Raw genomic sequence first — 18,458 nt, forward strand, 5'->3', positions numbered from 1 at the left:
GCATGCAAACGGGTTCTGATTCCATTGAGCTGCTCACGGCGTTAACCGAACGCGACCTGCGCTTTCGCAGCGATGCCAAAGTCACTGAACATGCCATCGCGCCGGTCGACACGGCGTTACTCGATGCCTATGCCGCCATCGACCGCAAAACCTTGCGCCATTACCGCCTGGAGCGCATTCGCGAGCAACTGCGCGCCCAGGATTACGCCGGCATTCTGTTGGCCGACCCGATCAATATTCGCTATGCCACCGACACCAATAACCTTGGTTTGTGGGTGATGCACTCGCCCAGCCGCTATGTGTTCGTGGCCACCGACGGCCCGGTGGTGCTGTTCGAGTTCACCAGCAGCCGGCACAACAGCGAGCACGTTGAAACCATCGATGAAATTCGCCCGGCGATTCCCTGGCTGTATTTTCTTGCCGGCCCCCGCGTGCAGGAAAAAGCCGAGCGCTGGGCACAGGAGGTGGCAGACCTGATGGCCCGCCACGCTGGCGGCAACCGCCGCTTGGCGGTGGACCGCTGCGATCCTTGGGGTGCCCAGCGCCTGACGCAACAGGGCATTGAACTGTTCGATGCGCAGCCCTTGATGGAGCAGGCACGCTTGATCAAATCGGCGGAAGAAGTGGCCAGCCACCGGGTGTCCATGGGTGTGTGCGACCTGGCCATTGCCCGCATGCGCACAAGCCTGGTGCCGGGGGTTACCGAAAACCAGCTGTGGAGCATCATGCACGGCACCAACGTCGCGCACGGCGGCGAGTGGGCCGAAAGCCGCTTGCTCAGTTCCGGGCCGCGCACCAATCCGTGGTTTCAGGACGCCACCGACAAGGTCATCAAGGCAGGTGAAATGGTCTGCTTCGACACCGACATGGTCGGACCCGGCGGTTACCTTTCAGACATCTCGCGCAGCTTCATCTGCCCCGGCAAGGCGCCAACCATGGCCCAACGCGACTTGCTCGACATCGCCTCGCAGCAGATCAATCACAACGTCGAGCTGCTGCGCCCAGGCCTGTCCTTTCGCGAGTTTGCCGAACACTGCTGGCCGGTGCCCAAGCGCTTTGAGCACAACCGCTACATGATGATGCTGCACGGCGTCGGGCTGGTGGACGAGTACCCCAGCGTCGCCTACGCCGTGGATTTCGCCGAGTGGGGCTACGACGGCCTGTTCCAGGAAAACATGGTGGTGTCGGTGGAAAGTTACATCGGTGAGCAAGGCGGTGGGGAAGGGGTGAAGCTCGAAGAACAGGTGCTGATCAGCGCCAACGGGCCGATCAAACTCTCGCGCACGCCCTTAGTCGACGGCGATCGATAGCTGGAGCAAAACCATGAGCAGCATGACCGTGATTGAAACCGCACCCACCTTGGCGCCGCGGCCGGTGGCCAGCGCCGAACCGTTCTTGCGCCTGGAGGGCATTCATAAACAGTTTGGCCCTTACCCCGTGTTGCACGACGTGTGTTTTGAAATGAACAAGGGCGAGGTGGTGGCCATTATCGGCCCCAGCGGGTCGGGCAAAAGTACCTTGCTGCGCTGCATCAACCAACTGGAGCCGCCGACCAAGGGGCGGGTCAGCATGGATGGCGTGCACATCGAAGCGGGCAAGGCGTTGCCCCGTACCGAGCTGCTCAAGTTGCGCCGGCGCATTGGCATGGTGTTCCAGTCGTTCAATCTGTTCCCGCACCTGACAGTGCTGCGCAACGTCAGCCTGGCGCAAATCCGCACCCTGGGCCGCACCCCCAAAGACGCCGACGTCCGCTCCTTGCAACTGCTCGAACGCGTCGGGCTGGCCGACAAAGCCCAGCATTATCCGGCGCGCTGTTCCGGTGGCCAGCAGCAACGCATCGCCATCGCCCGCGCCCTGGCATTGGACCCTGAGCTGATGCTGTTCGATGAGCCGACCTCGGCGCTGGACCCCGAGCTGGGCCTGGAGGTGCTGGCGGTGATGAAAGAGCTGGCCGGCGAAGGCATGTCGATGATTGTGGTAACCCACGAGATGCACTTCGCCGAAACCGTGTCTGACCGTGTGGTGGTCATGGCTGACGGGCGCATCATCGAGCACGGGCCAAGCCAGCAGGTGATGCGCGAGCCCCAGCATGAACGGGTGGTGCAGTTTCTCCAGGCCGTGAGGAATCGCTGATGCAAGACATCCTGATGATGCTGTTGAACGGCGTGCCCTGGACCATTGCCGTTACCGTGCTCGCTTTCTGTGTGGGCGTAGTGCTGGGGTTTCCGATCTGTGCACTGCGCATGTCCAGGGTCAAGGTGCTGAGTGTGCTGGCTGCCATGCTGGTCCTGACCCTGCGCTCGATCCCCCCGATTGTCTGGCTGTTTTTCATCTTCTTCGGCATCGGTGGCGGCTATGTCAGCCTGTCGCCGTTTACCGCAGCGGTGGTTGGCCTGGGGCTGATTACGGCGGCGCACATGTCCGAGGTATACCGTGGTGCGTTCGCGGCGATTCCTGCCGGCCAGTTCGAAGCCGCCTACGCGCTTAACCTGTCGGCGCCGCAACGGTTTTTCGATGTGGTGTTGCCGCAGTTGGTGCGCATCGCCATTCCCACCTCAGCCACCTACGCGATTGGCCTGCTGAAGGATTCGGCCGTGGCCTCGACCATTGGCGTGGGTGATATCAGCTTTCAGGCTTATCAGGTTTCACAGCAAACCTTTCAGGGCCTGAGCGTCTACAGCGCGGCGGCGGTGGTGTACCTGGTGCTCAGCGTGCCAGTGGCCCTGTGCTCACGTTGGCTGTCGGCCACGTTGAAACAGAGGATTGCCCGATGAGCGAACTGCTGACGATGTGGGCGCAATGGTTGCCGGAGTTGTGGAAGGGCTTTGTGCTGTCGATGCAGGTGACAGCGGTAAGCCTGGGCCTGGGCGTTGTGCTGGGCCTGCTGCTGGCCCTGGGCGTTTCGGCGCCGAACCGCTGGTTGCGTTACCCCTCCCTGGTAGTGGTGGAACTGGGGCGTGGTGCACCGGCATTGATCCTGCTGCAGTATTTCTACTTCGGCCTGCCCAGCGTCAACCTGACCCTGACCTCGTTCTGGGCCGCTGCGCTGGCCATGGCGTACTGCACGGCGGCCTACACCAGTGAAATCATCCGCGGTGGCATCGAGTCGGTGGCCGCAGGGCAAACCGAGGCCGCCGAAGTGATCGGCCTCAACCGGCTCGACGCGCTGCGCTTTGTGATCCTGCCTCAGGCCTTGCGGGTGGCGCTGCCATCACTGCTGGGGTTCTCCATCATGATGTTCCAGGCCTCGTCGCTGTGTTTCACCATCGCCCTGCCAGAAATTGTAAGCCGGGCATCGTCCATTGGTTCCTCCACGTTCGAGTACATGCCAGTGCTGATACTGGCCGGTTTGATGTATGCCGCTGTCTGTGCCCCGGCGACCCTGGGCGTGGCAGCGCTGGAAAAAAGACTGGCCCCCAGCCAGCCATAACAACAAATGCCACTCGCGCCGATTTCGGCTGCTGCTCTCTTAATGCAAAGGTGACGTCATGACTCGCTCATTCAAACGTTTTACCCGTTGGATGTTCTTGTGCTCGACCTTGGCCGGCGCCCCGTACGCCCTGGCCGAATGCACCCCCGCGAACCAGTTTGAAACCATCACCCCAGGTGTACTCACCGTGGCGGCGTATGTGTTCCCGCCCTACTCGATACCGGGGCCCAACAACCAGTTGAGCGGCGTGGATGGCGAGATCATCAAGCGCATCGCCGAGCGCGAATGCCTGAAAGTCAAAACCATGGTGGTGGACACCGCCGCCGTCGTGCAGGCGGTGGTGGCAAAGCGCGCCGATGTCGGCATTGGCGATTGGTACCGCACGGCAGAGCGCAGCAAGGCATTGGGCTTGTCGGCACCGTTGTACCTGGACGTGATGGGCATTATTTCGGATGAGGGTTACACCAAGATCTCCGAACTGGATGGCAAGCGTATCGGCACCGTGCAGGGCTACCTGTGGGTGGACGATTTGAAGAAAGCCTTTGGCGATAACCTGGTGCTCTACCCAAACCCGGTGGCCATGGCCCAGGACTTGGCGTCCAGGCGCATCCAGGTTGGCGCGGACAGCTTCGCAGTGGCCGTTTCTTCGCAGCAAAAGGGCGGCTACCCCGGCAAGAGCATCAAGGTGTCCGAGCCCGATCAACGGGTCAAGGCCACGCTTGAGCCCGGGCAGAGCGCCTTCCCGTACACCAAGGCCAACGCCGCCTTGGGCGAGGCGCTGGGCAAGAACATCCAGGCGTTGCACGCCTCGGGCGAAATCGCAGAAATCCTCGCCACGTTTGGCCTGGACCGCGAGGCTGCAAAAGTGGGTGAGCCAAGGATGATTCAGTAACGGTCATCAAATCCTGCAGGAGCGGCTAACGCCGCCCCAGCAGGTTCTTAGGCTGCGGCACACCAACAATCCGAGAACACCGAAGCCACCATGGAAAACCACAAACCCGAAAAGCGCCTGTCTCTGGCCGATGCCACCGCCTTTGCACACCAACTCTGCCTGGCCCACGGCGCCAGCCACGCGGTAGCCTCGGCGCTTGCCGACGCCACGGTATCAGCCCAGGCCCATGGCCAACACGAACTTGGTTTCGGCCATTTGCCGGACTACCTCAGCGGCTTTGCCACCGGCCGAATCGCCCCGGCTGCCGAGCCCATCGTGACGCAGGTCGCGCCGGCCATGATCCGCTGCGACGCGGCCCGAGGGATCGCGCAACTGGGGTTCGATCGCGCTTTCCCACAGCTGTGCAGCAATGCGCATCAACTGGGTATTGCCCTGTTTGCGCAGTTCAACGCTTTTACCTGTGGCGAGTTGGGTTATTACACCCGTCGCCTGGCGCGCGAGGGGCTGGTCGCGTTGGCGGTTACCAATGGTCCGCCACTGCTCACCGTAGCGGGCCAGCGCCGGCCGATGTTTTCCACCAACCCCATCGCATTTGCCGCCGCCAGTGAGGCGGGGCGGTTACTGGCGATTGACCAGGCCAGCAGTGCCACGGCCTACGTGAACCTGCTGCGGGCCGCTGAAGCGGGGGAGGCGATACCGGCAGGCTGGGCGGTTGATGCACAAGGCAATGAGACGTGCAGTGCGCGGGAGGCATTGCGTGGGACGTTGCTGGCGTTTGGGGGTGGGCGGGGGGCTAATATTGCGTTGATGGTTGAGGTGCTGGCGGCGGGGGTGACGGGGGCTAATTGGTCGTTGGATGCAGGCGATTTTCGGGCTGGGAGCGAATCGCCTGGGGCTGGGATGCTGGTGATTGGGATTGCTCCCAGGTTGTTGGATGAGTGCTTTGCTTCGCGGTTGGGTGAGCAGATGAGCCGGCTTGAAGGCCTGGGCGTTTACTTGCCGGGGAAGGGGAAGGAGCAAGCTTATGCTCGTGCGGTTCGTGAGGGTATTAGCTTGCCGTTAGCAGCGTACGATGCGTTTAAGGTGCAGGTGGGATAAAAACCGAAATGGAGATCAACCATTGAGCGTTTGAAAGAACACTTTCCGCATTTTGATGATGTGGCCGCTACCTAGGTCATGTGGTTGCGGCCACGTAATATGAGAGTTAGGCCTCAACGCATCATGCCGAGTTCGGCATCATCCAACAGCGCTTTACCCAACGCACAGAGGTAATGCGCCGCCCAGATCAGTTTGGGCTTGTCTTCCATCAGGCCATCGATGGTCAGGTCCCGTGCGTAGCCCATCAGTTCCGAGGCCTGTTCGCGAGCGTTCTGGCAAGGGATGCCGGGTTCGATGCGGAACAGTGGGTGGGTCTGGTTTTCGCCTTGAAAGAAGATGGTTTTACCGACAGTGCAGTTCGTGTCTTCGGTGGTCATTGATCAGTCTCCCTGGTCTGGTGGTTGCCTAGGCGGCCCTATCGCCGGCAAGCCGGGCTCCCACAAGGCTTTCGCTCGGTATGCGAATCAGTGCATCGGTTGGGGGTTGGCTGGCTGCTGTATTTGCACCGTGCTGATTCGAGTAAACGGCGCAGGGTTTCGAGCTCGTGCACTGAGGCCATGATCAAAACCGATGCGGGCGACCTGGGCTGCATCAGCATCGCCTGCTGGGCTACGGCTTCTGCACAGAGTGCGTAGTCCGAGGCCATCATGATCGTGTCTTCCAGGGAGTGAGGATGGTGAGGTGGGTCGGGGACTATTTTCAGCATGGCGTGGCTCCTGTCGTAGTGAAGCGACCACCCACCGCGGCTAAACAGTAAGGTGGCAGCTGTACGCGGGTTAGCCGACCGGGACGTCAGGCACCCGGCGCACCCGAAGGTGCCCCACGCACAGCCGCCATAAAGCATCAATGCCGATTGCTCGGAATTGCACGGCTGTGTTGTCTGACGATATCGGGCGGCTAAACCCGGTCGTTGAATGCCAACGACACGTCGAGACTAGAGACCGCATTTCACGTGTGCAACGGAAAACAGGCGTTGGGAGTATCTTTGGGAAACGCCCTACAAGAAAGGGGTTAAATCCGATTTTTTCGCCCACCGCCCTCAAAATCCAGACACAAAAAAAGACGCCCGACGTCGTCTTCTTCTTTGGATTTGGTGGGCCGGGGTAATCTGAACAGAAGTTATAACTTATTGATTATAAAACAAAATATCGGTTTGATTTTTTTGTTGGAATGCCATTTGGAATGCCGATAGGATTTGCTTGGTCCTTGGGGGGGCTGACAGTGTGCTATTGCTAGATCGTTCCTTCACAACCGCTTACCTAGGGTACGTCCGCGAATGTAGCTGACGTCACCCAGGTCGCAGAGCTGCTGCATGCGACGAAAACGCGGTGTACGCGGACGCCGGATATACCGGTGTCGAGAAGCGCGAGGAGCACAAAAGTCGTAAGGTGATCTGGCAGATCGCTGCCCGGCGCGGCACCTATTCCAAGCTCAACAAGCGCGGTCTGATCTACAAGGCCAAGCGTAAAATCGAGTATCTCAAAGCCCAAACGCGCGCCAAGGTCAAGCACCCGTTTCGGATGATCAAGCGCCAGTTTGGATACGTGAAACTACGCTTTCGCGGGCTGATGAAAAACACGGCTCAGTTGACCACCCTGTTCGCTCTGTCGAACCTGCGGATGGCTCGAAAACACCTGATGAGTATGGGCGAGTCACGCGCTTAATACGGAGAACCGGGCAGAAAACGCCCTCGACGCACGCTGCGTCAGGCTGTTTTCAGCAAATAGCGCTGCTTGCCGAGCAGATTACGACTTGCCGTCACTGCGCAGCAAGTTGATCGAGGCATCCCGAGAGATCGGACTGGCTGATGTGCGCAATGAGCGAGAAATACTAGGTCACGGATTTTCTGGGGTGTCCGCCCGGCACACAACAGACAGGCCGAACAGCTTGTACAAGACTACGTGGATTGTGCTGCATATGATGCTTTCATCTTTGTTCGCACAGTAGAACTCTGCAGGGCGGATTGGTGGGATTTGATCTGGATCCTGTCCGAATTGCGTCTTCCGGCGGTCGAGTTTCTACGTGAGCTTCTCACCTATATGGAGCGAATCGGTTGCTATTTCCTTATTATCGCAAGCCGGATGAGTGCATGACAGCAACGACATTGAGTCGAGGACCCGAACGCATGGGTAAGGACCGCATCGGCTTTTCAGCCCATGACATTCGCGCCAGCGCCTGGACCATGCTCAACTAGATGGAATCTCGCTCGGACGTGATCGAGCGTGAATTGGCGCATGCCGAGAGGAGCAAAATCCGGACAAGTTATAATCAGGCTAGATATCTCACCTAGTTGTGTCAGGTGATGCAGTCTTAGGCTTACATGGCCGACGCTATGATCATGAGTTATAAAGCGTTATTGATTTTTTATTTTGGTTGCATAAGGATTTCCTTGGTGGTTGATAACTAAATCCCTAGCGGCAAGTTGGCTTTCGCCCGACTGTAATGAGCTGGTCATGCAATTAGTATAAAGTTTCTTGACGCTTGCGAGGATATGTTGAAGGGTCAGTTGCTACCCTGAGGGTACTTACTTTGCGAGGTATTAAGAATTTGTATCTTTCACTAGCTGCTACCTGGTGATGTTTTCGCCGGTCCAGCCGGCCAGGTGCTGGATCTTTTTTGGCTGAAGTGGCCAATCAATCAAGAGCAGGTTTGGAAAGCTTTGACCGAGTTTTAGCTTTTGAGTATTTTTGGTCGTCTATAGAAAGATAGTCTTTGAGGGTTTTGAAAGGAATAAAAGTCGGGTCTAAGTAGTGTTGCCGAGTTCGCGGATCTTACTCCAAGACTACCTAAAGTGACGGTGCAGTATCTCCCGTAACAGACCTGACGGAATACTTCTGAAAACTTGGTTGTGGCAGAGGTGCTTTCCAAGTATGGGTGTGATTTGGTACCAGTGGCCAGGCTAGAAAAGTCGGTCAGAAGGTGCTGGGTGACACGCTAAAGTTTGGTCTTAGTGATTCTCCAAGTCGTATCTTCAGACGTATGAAGCCTCGGTTTAGTAAGTAAAGAATATCTAAGGTTGCTGGTGTAATTGCATTGTTATGCCGAAAATTAAAATTCATAACCAGTTAGGTATCAGACGGAAATAGAATACTGAGCGCAGGACGCGGTTTATCTTCCGATGATTTTTCGGTTGCAGTACTGATTGGGTGATTTTTAGGAGCTATTCATTTCTCCAGCTCCTGCTCAAGGTGGTGGATTGTTGGTTGTATCTGCCTTTCGTGTATGCGTATGGCTTCTCTTTTGATGATTGAACTTGATTTCAAGAGTGTTGATTTTTTCTTTCTGAAAAGATTTTCGATCTGGTCCTTATGTGGGGTTGGAAGACTTTTCGGGGTGGGGGTTAATGCTTCGATTTGAAGGGTTAATTTGCAGTTTTCGGTTAGAGATTCGCTTAGTTTTTCAGTGAGAGTGATAGCCGCTATTTGATAATCGTCGAGTTGTTTGCGGTGGGACTTGTTTAGCTCGTTGAGTTGGTCGCGGTATTGATTTTTTATTTCAACTCCATTTTTAATTAACCACTCCAGTGTTTCGGTTATGGTGCTGTGTCTTGATTTGGCTAAATTTTCCAGACATTTCTTTGCTGAATTCGAAAGTATAAAGTTGCTGGGCTTTTTCCCATTTAGGCTTTCTCTCAGTTTCTTTTGGCGCCAGGCGCCTTTCATCTTTTTTAAGAGCTCTCGTATTTCACTGCCTTCAGGCCATTTCTCAGATTCCCTTATAAGCCCGTCGTAGGTGATTTGCTCGGGAATACTTGCTCTGTGATTGTTTAAATATCGAATGGCCCACTTCAGCATGTCTTGGTTGTCTTTTTTTATCCATCCAAGTCTGTTTTGTGCCTTTTCCAAGGAATCCCTCGCTAATGCGCTTATTAGAATTAAAGGTTATATAGGGTAATTTTTAATGCGTCGTTACGGAGTGACGTTACGTAGTAGCATAGACTATTCTACATGTGCTTGAAACAGGGTGTTATTCTACGATTTAATGGCTGCCTTCCTGAAGAAGTGAGGGTGGGTGATGCACTGCGTTCTGTTGGGTCTTGGATTGGCTGGGGTGAGCCCTGAGGCGAAGTTTGTCCTTGTAAGGTTCGTGCAGATGTACGGGTTGTGGGAGTCGATCACAATCGGGGTTAAGGAGTTAGCCAAGGCCTCAGGTGCTACGGATCGTGTGGTATCTAGCGCTCTGGCTGAATTGGTGGCCGAAGATCTTTTGATACGCACACCTATCGTCTGCGGGCGGGGACGCCCCAAGAGTGGGTATCGGGCGTCAAGTAAGTTGTCTAGGTTGTTAGAAGACGAAAACAAAAAGCTCAATGTGATAAATAGACCGAGAATTGATCACGTACTGAACCCTTCTGCGGAATATTGTGAGGGTGGCTTGAGTGTTTGTAATCGGTTGCTACTGTCCACTCTGCTTCTATACGCCGATCAATTTGGGGTTGTACGGGGAATCGGAGTATCCAGGCTGTCCCAGGCTACTGGTCTGAATCGAGATCGAATAAAGGCCCAGGTGCACAAGCTGATCGCTCTGAGGGTCATGAGAGGGGTGATTCCGGGTGTTGCAACATCTGTTGTATTGGGCGTTTCAAAGTCAGTTTACTTTATTAATTTTCATCATGGTTTTTTTCAAAAAGGTACTTCGGGAGCGATCGTGCTAACTTTCGTCTCGAAATCCAGTGGGGATTCGGGGGAGATGAGTGAGGTTGCAGTCATCATTGGCTCTGCGGGGCTTGGCAAAGGGCTGGAATTCGAGAGGCATAAAAAGTTTTCTGGAATACTGCCTGATAGCGATAGATTTAATGCGCTGGCGGGGTTGTTTTCTTCTTTAGCCAAGGATAGAAGCTCGTCGAGGGCGCTTCAGGTTAGATTGGAGGAGTACGCGTCAGGGCTACTGTCCAAGCATTGGAAAGCCTTGGAACTAGGTCAGTTTAATTCTGATGATGAATTGCAGCTGCGAATCAAGAAAGATTTCAGTAAAGGAACGGGCACAGGGCGAGATTTCAAGGATGATGGCCTTCGAAGCGAGCTGTTTTTTGAGTTCGTTTATGTAGTTGCTGTTTTGATGGCTCGGCGTGTGCAGAGTTTGGTTTTAAGTGCTAAGGGTTTTGCGTACGAAATTGCCGGGTTGCAGATCCTGCCGAGTTTTGAGCCCGGCACATACTTTGGGCGGTTTGCTGTTGGCCGGTCTCTGTTGATTGTTCCTGGTAATAGTTTTCGAGCAGGAGAGTGCTATGTCATGAATGAGAGCAATCTTGGCGAGCCTACGTGTGAGAGGTTTTCAAATGAGGAGGAGATGCCTGAGATTGACCGTTATCGTTTTGGCCTTCTTTTTCAGGTTCATACTCCCACGCGCTATCGGTATCGGGGGTAAATCGCTCTGTATGCCAGTAATGGTCAGTAACTCTTTACCGGCCTCCTAGATCCTGTGTACGGATTTGAGGAGTTGGTCATGCGCATACTTCGAATGAAAACGGTTATTGAAATTACTGGTCTGGCCCGATCTACGGTGTATAAGTACGTTGCTGAAGGGATATTTCCGAAGCCTATTTCGTTAGGCGGGCGCTCTGTTGGCTGGTTGGAGTCAGAGGTTCATTCCTGGATTCAGTCTAGGCTAGTTGAGAGAAATTAGTAGGTATTGATGGGGTTGTTCTTGGCAGCTGGTCTGCTTCTTGTTTGCTTTATTTTCTTTCAATGAAAACATCATGTCCGGTTGACTCCCGGACATGATGTTTTTTTGCCGGACCTTTTGGTGGCGTTGTTTTTCTGGCTCTGAACAGGAATGCTTAAACTTTCTCTAGGGTTTATGCTTTTGGAGCTTTCGGTGCGGGTAGTATGCTTTAGTGTTCTAAGCGCTACTGTTTAATAACTCCTGCCTGTCACTCATGCAGGGCCTGATATTGAATCATTAGGTTAAGGTCATAGATGTCCCTCTAGCGGGTATCTATCATGAATGTCTACTTTATACCTTGCGGTTGGCAGTATGGTTTAGGTGGTCGATATTGAACTTTGGTATCTGCGTGATGAGCTCGTTGAGGTCTAGCTCAATGGGTTGCGGTGAACGTGTAAATAACTACCAAGCCGACTGAAGATATGAACTTCAGTAGAGTAGGTAGTAACCATGCGTCGTTTTTCAGAGAACCGTAATCTTCGTTTGTACTCAGCAGATACTTTTCAGGGCCTGCCGATAATGGGTGAAAAAGGCCCTTTTATACTTGGATACCTTGAAGCCCTGAGTCGCACCATCAACCTTGCACTTGATCAGTATCCTAGGGTGATTGCGTTCAGGGTGGACCTGCGTCTTCCGCGTTTTGGGGGTATTCCGGATGATGCGTTGTCAAACCGTGTGATTAGTAGGTTCATCGAGTCGTTCAAAGCAAAAATTGAGCACAATCGTGAGAAAGCACGTGAGCAGAACAAGTACGCCCATGACTGCAGGGTGCGTTACGTCTGGGCGAGAGAGAGGAGCGAGGCAGGGCGACAGCATTACCACCTGCTGATCCTGCTCAACAGGGACGCCTACTACACAATCGGGCGGTTGCAGCCACAGAGGCCGAACATGATCAGCCGCATGCAGGAGGCTTGGGCCAGTGCGTTGAAGTGCGAGGTTGAGCAAGTGAGAGGCTTGGTACATATCCCGTCTAATGCGGAATACCGAGTAGACAGGGAGGTCCGGCCAGGGAATGTGGATTACTTACCTGATCTGTTTCATCGTGCCAGCTACCTTTGTAAAGCTGCGACGAAGCGTTATGGGGAGGGCGCTCATGGCTTCGGATTCAGCCGAGGATAGAGGGTAAGTAGCTTGTTCCCAGTCCAGCCCTCAGGTCAGTTTGCCTTCCTGAGGGCTTGGAGGGCTTTGTCACTGAGGACAAATTCGAGCCCCGAATTCAAATTCTTGTTGCGTTGACTTCCTACAGGCAAAGCATTCGCGCATATTCAAACGCGTGTGAACGCCTTCCACTCAGTGTAAGCAGCAAGCGGAATCACTTGGTTTTTCACCGGTCATCGCGGGATTGGAATGTGGTCTGCCTAAGCAACAACCGGATAACAAGCATCACCCCATAGCGTTTCCGGGTTATCCAACATCAGCAAAATAATCACAGGCACCAGCTTGCCGAGGAGGTTCGAGCAGTCACGCAGTTGATCCCGGTTCACACTGCTGTTCCAGGTTGCGCCCCCATGCATTACCTGGTTACGCAATGTATAGATTCGATTGAACAGAACACCGAGTACTGCTGGGGTATTGCGGTTGGCTAACGCTTGCTGCGCTGCTCGTCGACCGCTGGCAAACCGCTCGGTCCACTGTTGCTCGCTGATCTTGCCGTTCTGGTTGTCCCAGAAACTCTGAAATACGTAGGGGTTGTCCAGCAATGCGCGGATACTGCCTGAGAACTCGGACCAGACCAGGTTCTCGATCAGGTTGGCCGTGTCTAGCGCACAGAGTTTGTCCAGGAACGCCTTGAACGTGGACTGCTCGGAAAGTCGGAACTGCTCATCAATGTCCGTGGCATAGGCAGAGTTGAAGGCGATCCACAGAAAGATAAAGCGCCCATCAAGATCATCCGCCTGCTCGGCGCGATTCAGCCAGCTTAATGCGCGATGAACGCGCAAGGTGAGGTTGGGATGGTGGCCTTCACGTTCCTGGCGGTGACGGGCTTTGAGTGCTTGATGGTCCATGAAGTGCCGATCCTTGAAGTCGTGGGCGGTCGGTAAAGAGGTAGCGTGTGCCTGAAAACTTTACAGGTGGCCGGGCCAATCGCCGCTGGCGTTGAAAAGCGTCTATTCAGGGCATTAGAACCTGCTCAATTTGTTTACCTGTATGAACAGACAACGTGGACGTGGCCTGCCATTTTGCTTAGGGTATGGCCATTCGACATTGCCCGCAAGGCGGCTTGCATGAAGCGTGAACAGTTCCTGGCACAACCCGAAGTGGAATCTTTCGTTGCATGGCTGGCAGCCAACTTGCCGGCGCTCACGTTCAAGCTGCGCTTCAAGTCCAGCAAGTTTGTACCTGGCGGTTTGACGGTTGATGTCCAGGGGATTGAGCGGGTACTTGAGCACTATCGCTGGAAGGCAAGCTGGCACGACTCCAACCAGAGTGTGGTTGAGTCTGAAACCTGGGCTGAAACCCAACGCTCTTTGGGGCAACTGCGTGAGTGGCTGACGAGTGCGGTCAACGCAGGTGATGAGCAACAAGCGCTTCAGGCGTGTTTGCAGATTCTTCGTTGGGGCGGCGTGCGGGGCGCCATACCGTTCTTGCACCGGCTGGCGGCCAAAGGCGAGTTGTCGGGCTACCTGAATAAGATGGCCGGACTCATGACGCTCGAGGGTGACAATGACCTGGATGACCTCGACGCTAGCAGTGTCGAGCGTTTCGATTCTGGACTGACCAAGATTCACGCCTTGCTCGATTTGTCCGGTTCTCCAATCTATGACAGCCGTGTGGGCGCTGCGATTGCCATGTTGTATTCGCTGTTTCGCCAGCAGTGGGCGGGGCGTGGTAAACCCTTGCTGATGTTCCCGTCCGGCGGCGCGCGAGGCAGCCAGATCCGCAACCCGGGAGCGTTCCTGAACAGCGTGGCGGCGCCGCAGTTTTCGACGATCGACTATGCCGAGTGGGCGCGTTGGCAAGTGCGCTTGGGCTGGATTATTCGAGCGCTGCTCGAGCGTACCAATTGGTTTGCTGGGCAAGGGACTCTCCCCGCGCGTTGCCATGCCCTCGAGGCCAGCCTGTTCATGCTTGGCTATGACCTTCGCTGCTTTGGTCTGGCGCTGGCGTCTAATTCCATAGCGGGTAAGCCAGAAGTCGAGGCGCAGGACTGCCAGCGTGGAGGCAATAATTGGGTGCCCACGGGGCATCCTTTCAGCCAGGTTCTCAAGGATTATCTGGCCTTCCGCTACAGCGGTGCTCTCGATAACAAAGCCTCGTTTGTTGAATGGCTGGTGGCCCAGCCGCGTGACGAGAAGCCGCTCACGCGTACCACTGCACAGGGCTACTGTTTCCCGTTTTCCATTGAAGAGTTCGACTTGTTCGGCCGACCGCTTGCACAGCTTGAGCGCATCGTCGCCGGTGGTGAGGACGGATTGCGTGCGGCCCTGGCTACCGAGGCCCTCGAGCCGTTCACAGTCGGTGATGAGCGCGTCAGTGTCTGCTTGGTGGATGTGTTGATCACGGGCAACGCGTATGCGCGAGCGACGACCGACAAGGATCGTGTCGACTACATCGTGAGTGCCGGCTATGCCGGTACCGAGAACTCTGCAAGGACACTCATGGCCCTGGGGCGTAACGTGGGCAAGCACTTCGGCCTGCTTGATGCGCAGCACTCGCCAACGAGTCTGTTCGAGCAGTTTTACCAGGACTGCTCGCTCGACGCCTGAGCAACACACGCAACATTTGCGCAGCACCATGTGCCCCTTGGCCTTTCACAGGGTGGAATACAACCATGCAAACCCGGAACGGCGTTCAGTTGTATTCCGCCTCAGACATCTGTGGTTTTCTGGAGTGCCAGCACCTAACGGCACTGGACCTTCAGCATCTTGTTGCCCCTATGGAAAAAGCGCCGGCAAGCGAGCAGAACCGCCTGATCCAGGGCAAGGGGCTCGCTCATGAAGCGACGTTTCTTGAACGACTCAAACGCGAAAATGCTCACGTAGTCGACATTGCCGAGGGCAATCCGAGTTTCGCGCGGCGGGTGGAACTGACCATTGAGGCCATGAAGGCTGGTGCGGACATCATCTTCCAGGCTTCGCTCCAGGAAGGTGCCTTTATTGGGCATGCCGACTTCCTGCGTAAGGTGCCGCGGGCGTCGACGCTGGGCGATCATAGCTATGAGGTGATCGACACCAAGCTGGCCAAGTCTGCAAAGGCCAAGTTCCTTGTGCAGGTTGCGCTTTACTCGCGAATGCTGATTGCAATCCAGGGCATACAGCCGCAGTTCATGTATGTCGTACTGGGTGATTCTGCGCGTACGGAGCAGGCGTTTCGGGTCGCTGACTACGCCGATTATCTGGAGCAAGTGCTGCAGCGTTTCACGGCGTTCGTGAACGGTGACGGACAACCTGTGACGTACCCGGAGCCATGCGGGCATTGCGGGTTTTGTGTGTGGCGCGATCGCTGTGACGAACAACGGCTGCAAGACGATCACCTCTCGGCAGTCGCCGGCATCAGCCGCTCGCAAATCAAGAAATTGCAGGCTGGTGGAGTGACCACATTGCAGCAGTTGGCGAACAGTACCGATGACTTGCGCATCCCCAAGTTGCAAGTGGAGTCGCTGGGCAAGTTGCGCCATCAGGCGCGTTTGCAGTTCCAGGGGCGTTCCAGTGATGGCCCGTTGTTCGAGTTTCTGCCGGTCGTGGGGAAAAGGCGTGGTTTTAGCCGAATGCCCACGGCGGTTGAAGGCGATCTGTTTTTCGACATGGAGGGCAATCCGCTGGAGGAGGGCGGCCTGGAATATCTCTTCGGTCTGTATATCGACGAAGGTGGCCAACAATCCTTCAAACCCTTCTGGGCACATAGCCGAGAGGAAGAAAAGATCGCGTTCGAGCAGTTCATCGACTGGGTCATCGCCCACCTCAAGCGTTACCCCAGCGCACATGTCTACCACTATGCCAGCTATGAAGAGACGGCCATCAAGCGCCTGATGAGCCAGCACGGTACACGCGAGGCACAAGTGGACTGGTTGCTGCGCAACGGCAAGCTGGTCGACCTCTACAAGGTCGTGCGCGAAGCGATCCGGGTGTCTGAGCCCAGCTACTCGATCAAGAACATCGAGCATTTTTACATGGGGCAGCGCGACGGCGACGTTACCAATGCCGGTGCGAGCATCGTGTTTTATGAGCGTTGGAAAGAGACTGGCGAGTCGGCGTTGCTCGAGCAGATCGAGCGGTACAACGAAGACGACGTGCTATCCACCTATCTTCTGCGCAACTGGCTTTTGAGCATTAAACCTTCGGATGCGAGCACTCTTTCCGAGCCTGAAGCAGAAAGCGAGAAAGCTGTAGCGGAACAAAAGGAGATCGAGGTTCGTCTGGAAAGCTATCGCGATCGTTTGCTCGCTGGCTTGTCCGCCGCCGAATGTGCTCTGAGCGAAGCGGATCAAGTCAGGTTGCTCACCTTCCAACTGCTCGACTTCCACCGTCGGGCAGACAAGCCGACATGGTGGCAGTTGTTCAGTCGTCAGGACATGACCACTGAGGAGCTGCTGGAGGATATCGAGAGCCTGGCCGGTTTGCGGCGTACAAAAACGCCGCCCGAACCGATCAAGAAATCATTTCTGTTTGAATACAGTTTCGAACCTCAAGAAAGCAAGATGCGCACGGGTTCCCAAGGCGTCATCACCGAGTCCCTGGCCAATGTGCAGTTGGTTAACCTGGACAGTCACGCGTGTCTGGCGATGTTCAAAGCCACCGCGAACAAAGCGCCACCGGATGACTTCGACATGATTCCCGGCAGGCCGATTCCATCGACTTCGCTGCGCGAGGCACTGTTTCGCTATGCCGACAGCGTCTTGGCCGGTGAGCAGCGCTTCCAGGCGGTGGCGGACTTTCTCCATCGACGCGTTCCACGGGTGAAAGACGTCCAGCCGGGTGCGCCACTGCTGGATCCACGCCTGACGACGACGGATGCCATCAAGCAGGTGGTACGCAACCTCGAGAACAGCGTGCTGTTTATTCAGGGGCCACCGGGTGCCGGCAAGACCTACACGGGCTCGCACGTCATTGTTGACCTGCTCAAAGCAGGCAAGCGCATCGGTGTGACCTCCAATTCGCACCATGCCATCAACAACCTGTTGGCTGCTGTTGAGTCTCGTGCACAAGCAGAGGGCGTTGCATTCAAGGGGTTGAAAAAGTCATCGGAGGGAGATGGCACTGAGTTCACTGGTCGCTGCATTCGCTCCATCGAAGACAAAAAGGATTTCCTTGATGCCTGGGGGCCGGGAATTGACCTGACTGCGGGTACCGCCTGGCTATTTGCCGACGAGACCTTCACCGAGGCGTTGGATTACCTCTTCATCGACGAGGCCGGGCAAGTGAGCGTGGCGAACCTGGTCACCATGGGCATTGCGGCACGCAACATCGTCTTGATGGGAGACCAGATGCAATTGTCGCAACCCGTGCAAGGCGTGCACCCTGGCCGTTCCGGTGACTCTATCCTCGATTATCTGCTGGATGGCACGCCCACCATTGCGCCTGACCGTGGGGTGTTTCTGGCGCAAACCTGGCGGATGCATCCGCACGTTTGCTCATTCATTTCTCATGCGGTGTACGAAGGTCAGCTGTCGTCGGCACCAGGAGCCGAGCGGCAGGTGTTGCGACTGGATGGCCAGCGCCCGGACGTACCGGGCAGCGGACTGATGTTTTGCCCTGTTGAGCACGACGGCAACGGCCAGAGTTCCGATGAAGAAGCCGCGTACGTCAAAGCGCTGTACACGTACTTTCTGCAGCAGCGCTTTGTGGATAACACCGGCGAGGAGCACGCGGTGTCTCTCGAAAACATCCTTGTCGTGGCGCCCTACAATTTGCAGGTACAGCTGTTGAAGCAAGTGCTGCCGGCGGGTGCGCGCGTCGGCACTGTGGATAAGTTTCAGGGGCAAGAGGCAGAGATTGTCATCGTCTCGATGGCGACGTCGAATGAAGACTACCTGCCCAGGGACATCGGCTTCCTGTACTCGAAAAACCGTTTGAATGTAGCAGTCAGTCGGGCGAAGTCCCTGGCTTGTATCGTCGCCAGTCCTGATCTGATGGCCATTCGTTGCCAGACGCCGCAAGACATGAACCTGGTCAACGGCTTGTGCATGGCGGTCAGGTTCGGAACGGTCGACGAAACCCGTCAATCCCAAGAGGTTGTGCTATGAAAAATCTGTTCGCAATTATCGGTGTCATCGTCGTTGCCAAGAAGGGCTACGAGTTTGTCCGTGAATACATGGAGATGAAACAGGAGCTGGACCGACGTGCCTCTGATTCGGCCTGACAAACGCCGATAACGTCGACAACTCCGTCCTTTTTCTGCTTCCAACGGGTGTCTGCTTGGGCCAAGTTGGCGCGA

14 protein-coding genes and 2 pseudogenes are annotated in these 18,458 nt (G+C 55.6%); 12 read left to right on the forward strand and 4 right to left on the reverse strand.

The features are described from left to right. Positions 1-2: 2 nt before the first annotated feature. The 6 genes from J3A71_RS03725 to J3A71_RS03750 all read left to right on the forward strand — a co-directional run bounded on the left by J3A71_RS03725 (position 3) and on the right by J3A71_RS03750 (position 5,420). On the forward strand, positions 3-1,310 hold the full coding sequence (locus tag J3A71_RS03725) for a Xaa-Pro peptidase family protein (protein ID WP_096426799.1): 1,308 nt from the start codon (positions 3-5) through the stop codon (positions 1,308-1,310). Between the two features lie 13 nt (positions 1,311-1,323). Further along, positions 1,324-2,133 (forward strand): amino acid ABC transporter ATP-binding protein, encoded by an 810-nt coding sequence (locus J3A71_RS03730; protein WP_016489257.1) that lies wholly within the window; start codon positions 1,324-1,326, stop codon positions 2,131-2,133. After that, positions 2,133-2,774, forward strand: a complete 642-nt coding sequence (locus J3A71_RS03735) for an amino acid ABC transporter permease (RefSeq protein WP_016489256.1) — start codon at positions 2,133-2,135, stop codon at positions 2,772-2,774. Before J3A71_RS03730 ends, J3A71_RS03735 begins: the two co-directional genes overlap by 1 nt. Next, a complete protein-coding gene (locus J3A71_RS03740; protein WP_016489255.1) occupies positions 2,771-3,430 on the forward strand; it encodes an amino acid ABC transporter permease in 660 nt (219 codons plus the stop codon). The genes J3A71_RS03735 and J3A71_RS03740 overlap by 4 nt, the downstream gene beginning before the upstream one ends. A gap of 58 nt (positions 3,431-3,488) precedes the next feature. Further along, the gene (locus J3A71_RS03745; protein ID WP_016489254.1) at positions 3,489-4,322 is read left to right on the forward strand and encodes a transporter substrate-binding domain-containing protein; all 834 of its coding nucleotides are present in this window, start codon (positions 3,489-3,491) and stop codon (positions 4,320-4,322) included. A gap of 90 nt (positions 4,323-4,412) precedes the next feature. Then, a complete protein-coding gene (locus J3A71_RS03750; RefSeq protein ID WP_096426798.1) occupies positions 4,413-5,420 on the forward strand; it encodes an Ldh family oxidoreductase in 1,008 nt (335 codons plus the stop codon). Between the two features lie 113 nt (positions 5,421-5,533). Here the strand turns inward: J3A71_RS03750 and J3A71_RS03755 are convergent, their stop codons facing one another. After that, a complete protein-coding gene (locus J3A71_RS03755; RefSeq protein WP_016489250.1) occupies positions 5,534-5,797 on the reverse strand; it encodes a DUF3077 domain-containing protein in 264 nt (87 codons plus the stop codon). Between the two features lie 87 nt (positions 5,798-5,884). Beyond that, positions 5,885-6,126: pseudogene (locus J3A71_RS31270) on the reverse strand (hypothetical protein). 557 nt (positions 6,127-6,683) lie between these two features. Between J3A71_RS31270 and J3A71_RS03760 the strand changes: the two are divergent. Continuing rightward, a pseudogene (locus tag J3A71_RS03760) lies at positions 6,684-7,084 on the forward strand (transposase); the annotation flags it as partial. Between the two features lie 1,500 nt (positions 7,085-8,584). Here J3A71_RS03760 and J3A71_RS03765 read toward each other — a convergent pair. Next, positions 8,585-9,265: a hypothetical protein gene (locus J3A71_RS03765; protein WP_146018919.1), complete on the reverse strand. Its 681-nt coding sequence runs from the start codon at positions 9,263-9,265 to the stop codon at positions 8,585-8,587. Between the two features lie 661 nt (positions 9,266-9,926). On the opposite strand from J3A71_RS03765, the gene J3A71_RS03770 reads away from it, so the two are divergent. The 3 genes from J3A71_RS03770 (at position 9,927) to J3A71_RS03780 (ending at position 12,203) form a co-directional block, all read left to right on the forward strand. Beyond that, positions 9,927-10,787 carry a hypothetical protein gene (locus tag J3A71_RS03770; protein ID WP_146018918.1) on the forward strand — a complete coding sequence of 287 codons (861 nt, stop codon included), beginning with the start codon at positions 9,927-9,929 and terminating at the stop codon, positions 10,785-10,787. A gap of 78 nt (positions 10,788-10,865) precedes the next feature. Beyond that, positions 10,866-11,045 (forward strand): AlpA family transcriptional regulator, encoded by a 180-nt coding sequence (locus tag J3A71_RS03775; RefSeq protein ID WP_023442851.1) that lies wholly within the window; start codon positions 10,866-10,868, stop codon positions 11,043-11,045. A 489-nt stretch (positions 11,046-11,534) separates the two neighbouring features. Then, entirely contained in the window at positions 11,535-12,203 is a 669-nt protein-coding gene (locus tag J3A71_RS03780; RefSeq protein ID WP_034100791.1) for an inovirus Gp2 family protein, read from the forward strand. Between the two features lie 239 nt (positions 12,204-12,442). Here J3A71_RS03780 and J3A71_RS03785 read toward each other — a convergent pair whose 3' ends face one another. Beyond that, positions 12,443-13,090, reverse strand: coding sequence for a HEPN domain-containing protein (locus J3A71_RS03785; RefSeq protein WP_033968774.1), 648 nt, complete (start codon positions 13,088-13,090; stop codon positions 12,443-12,445). Between the two features lie 219 nt (positions 13,091-13,309). On the opposite strand from J3A71_RS03785, the gene J3A71_RS03790 reads away from it, so the two are divergent. Together J3A71_RS03790 and J3A71_RS03795 are read left to right on the forward strand one after the other, a co-directional pair. Further along, the gene (locus tag J3A71_RS03790) at positions 13,310-14,791 is read left to right on the forward strand and encodes a hypothetical protein (protein WP_096426795.1); all 1,482 of its coding nucleotides are present in this window, start codon (positions 13,310-13,312) and stop codon (positions 14,789-14,791) included. Positions 14,792-14,856: 65 nt separating this feature from the next. Further along, on the forward strand, positions 14,857-18,267 hold the full coding sequence (locus J3A71_RS03795) for a TM0106 family RecB-like putative nuclease (protein ID WP_096426794.1): 3,411 nt from the start codon (positions 14,857-14,859) through the stop codon (positions 18,265-18,267). The last annotated feature ends 191 nt before the right edge of the window (positions 18,268-18,458 follow it).

This window comes from Pseudomonas sp. PvP089 (genome assembly GCF_017875165.1).
Classification (GTDB): Bacteria; Pseudomonadota; Gammaproteobacteria; order Pseudomonadales; family Pseudomonadaceae; genus Aquipseudomonas; species Aquipseudomonas fortuita.

Bases quoted from the DNA above. Each gene is read 5' to 3' on its own strand.
- J3A71_RS03775 (WP_023442851.1), top strand. From the start codon at position 10,866: ATGCGCATACTTCGAATGAAAACGGTTATTGAAATTACTGGTCTGGCC.
- J3A71_RS03725 (WP_096426799.1), top strand. From the start codon at position 3: ATGCAAACGGGTTCTGATTCCATTGAGCTGCTCACGGCGTTAACCGAA.
- J3A71_RS03780 (WP_034100791.1), top strand. From the start codon at position 11,535: ATGCGTCGTTTTTCAGAGAACCGTAATCTTCGTTTGTACTCAGCAGAT.
- J3A71_RS03740 (WP_016489255.1), top strand. From the start codon at position 2,771: ATGAGCGAACTGCTGACGATGTGGGCGCAATGGTTGCCGGAGTTGTGG.
- J3A71_RS03745 (WP_016489254.1), top strand. From the start codon at position 3,489: ATGACTCGCTCATTCAAACGTTTTACCCGTTGGATGTTCTTGTGCTCG.
- J3A71_RS03755 (WP_016489250.1), bottom strand. From the start codon at position 5,797: ATGACCACCGAAGACACGAACTGCACTGTCGGTAAAACCATCTTCTTT.
- J3A71_RS03735 (WP_016489256.1), top strand. From the start codon at position 2,133: ATGCAAGACATCCTGATGATGCTGTTGAACGGCGTGCCCTGGACCATT.
- J3A71_RS03785 (WP_033968774.1), bottom strand. From the start codon at position 13,090: ATGGACCATCAAGCACTCAAAGCCCGTCACCGCCAGGAACGTGAAGGC.
- J3A71_RS03795 (WP_096426794.1), top strand. From the start codon at position 14,857: ATGCAAACCCGGAACGGCGTTCAGTTGTATTCCGCCTCAGACATCTGT.
- J3A71_RS03750 (WP_096426798.1), top strand. From the start codon at position 4,413: ATGGAAAACCACAAACCCGAAAAGCGCCTGTCTCTGGCCGATGCCACC.
- J3A71_RS03790 (WP_096426795.1), top strand. From the start codon at position 13,310: ATGAAGCGTGAACAGTTCCTGGCACAACCCGAAGTGGAATCTTTCGTT.
- J3A71_RS03730 (WP_016489257.1), top strand. From the start codon at position 1,324: ATGAGCAGCATGACCGTGATTGAAACCGCACCCACCTTGGCGCCGCGG.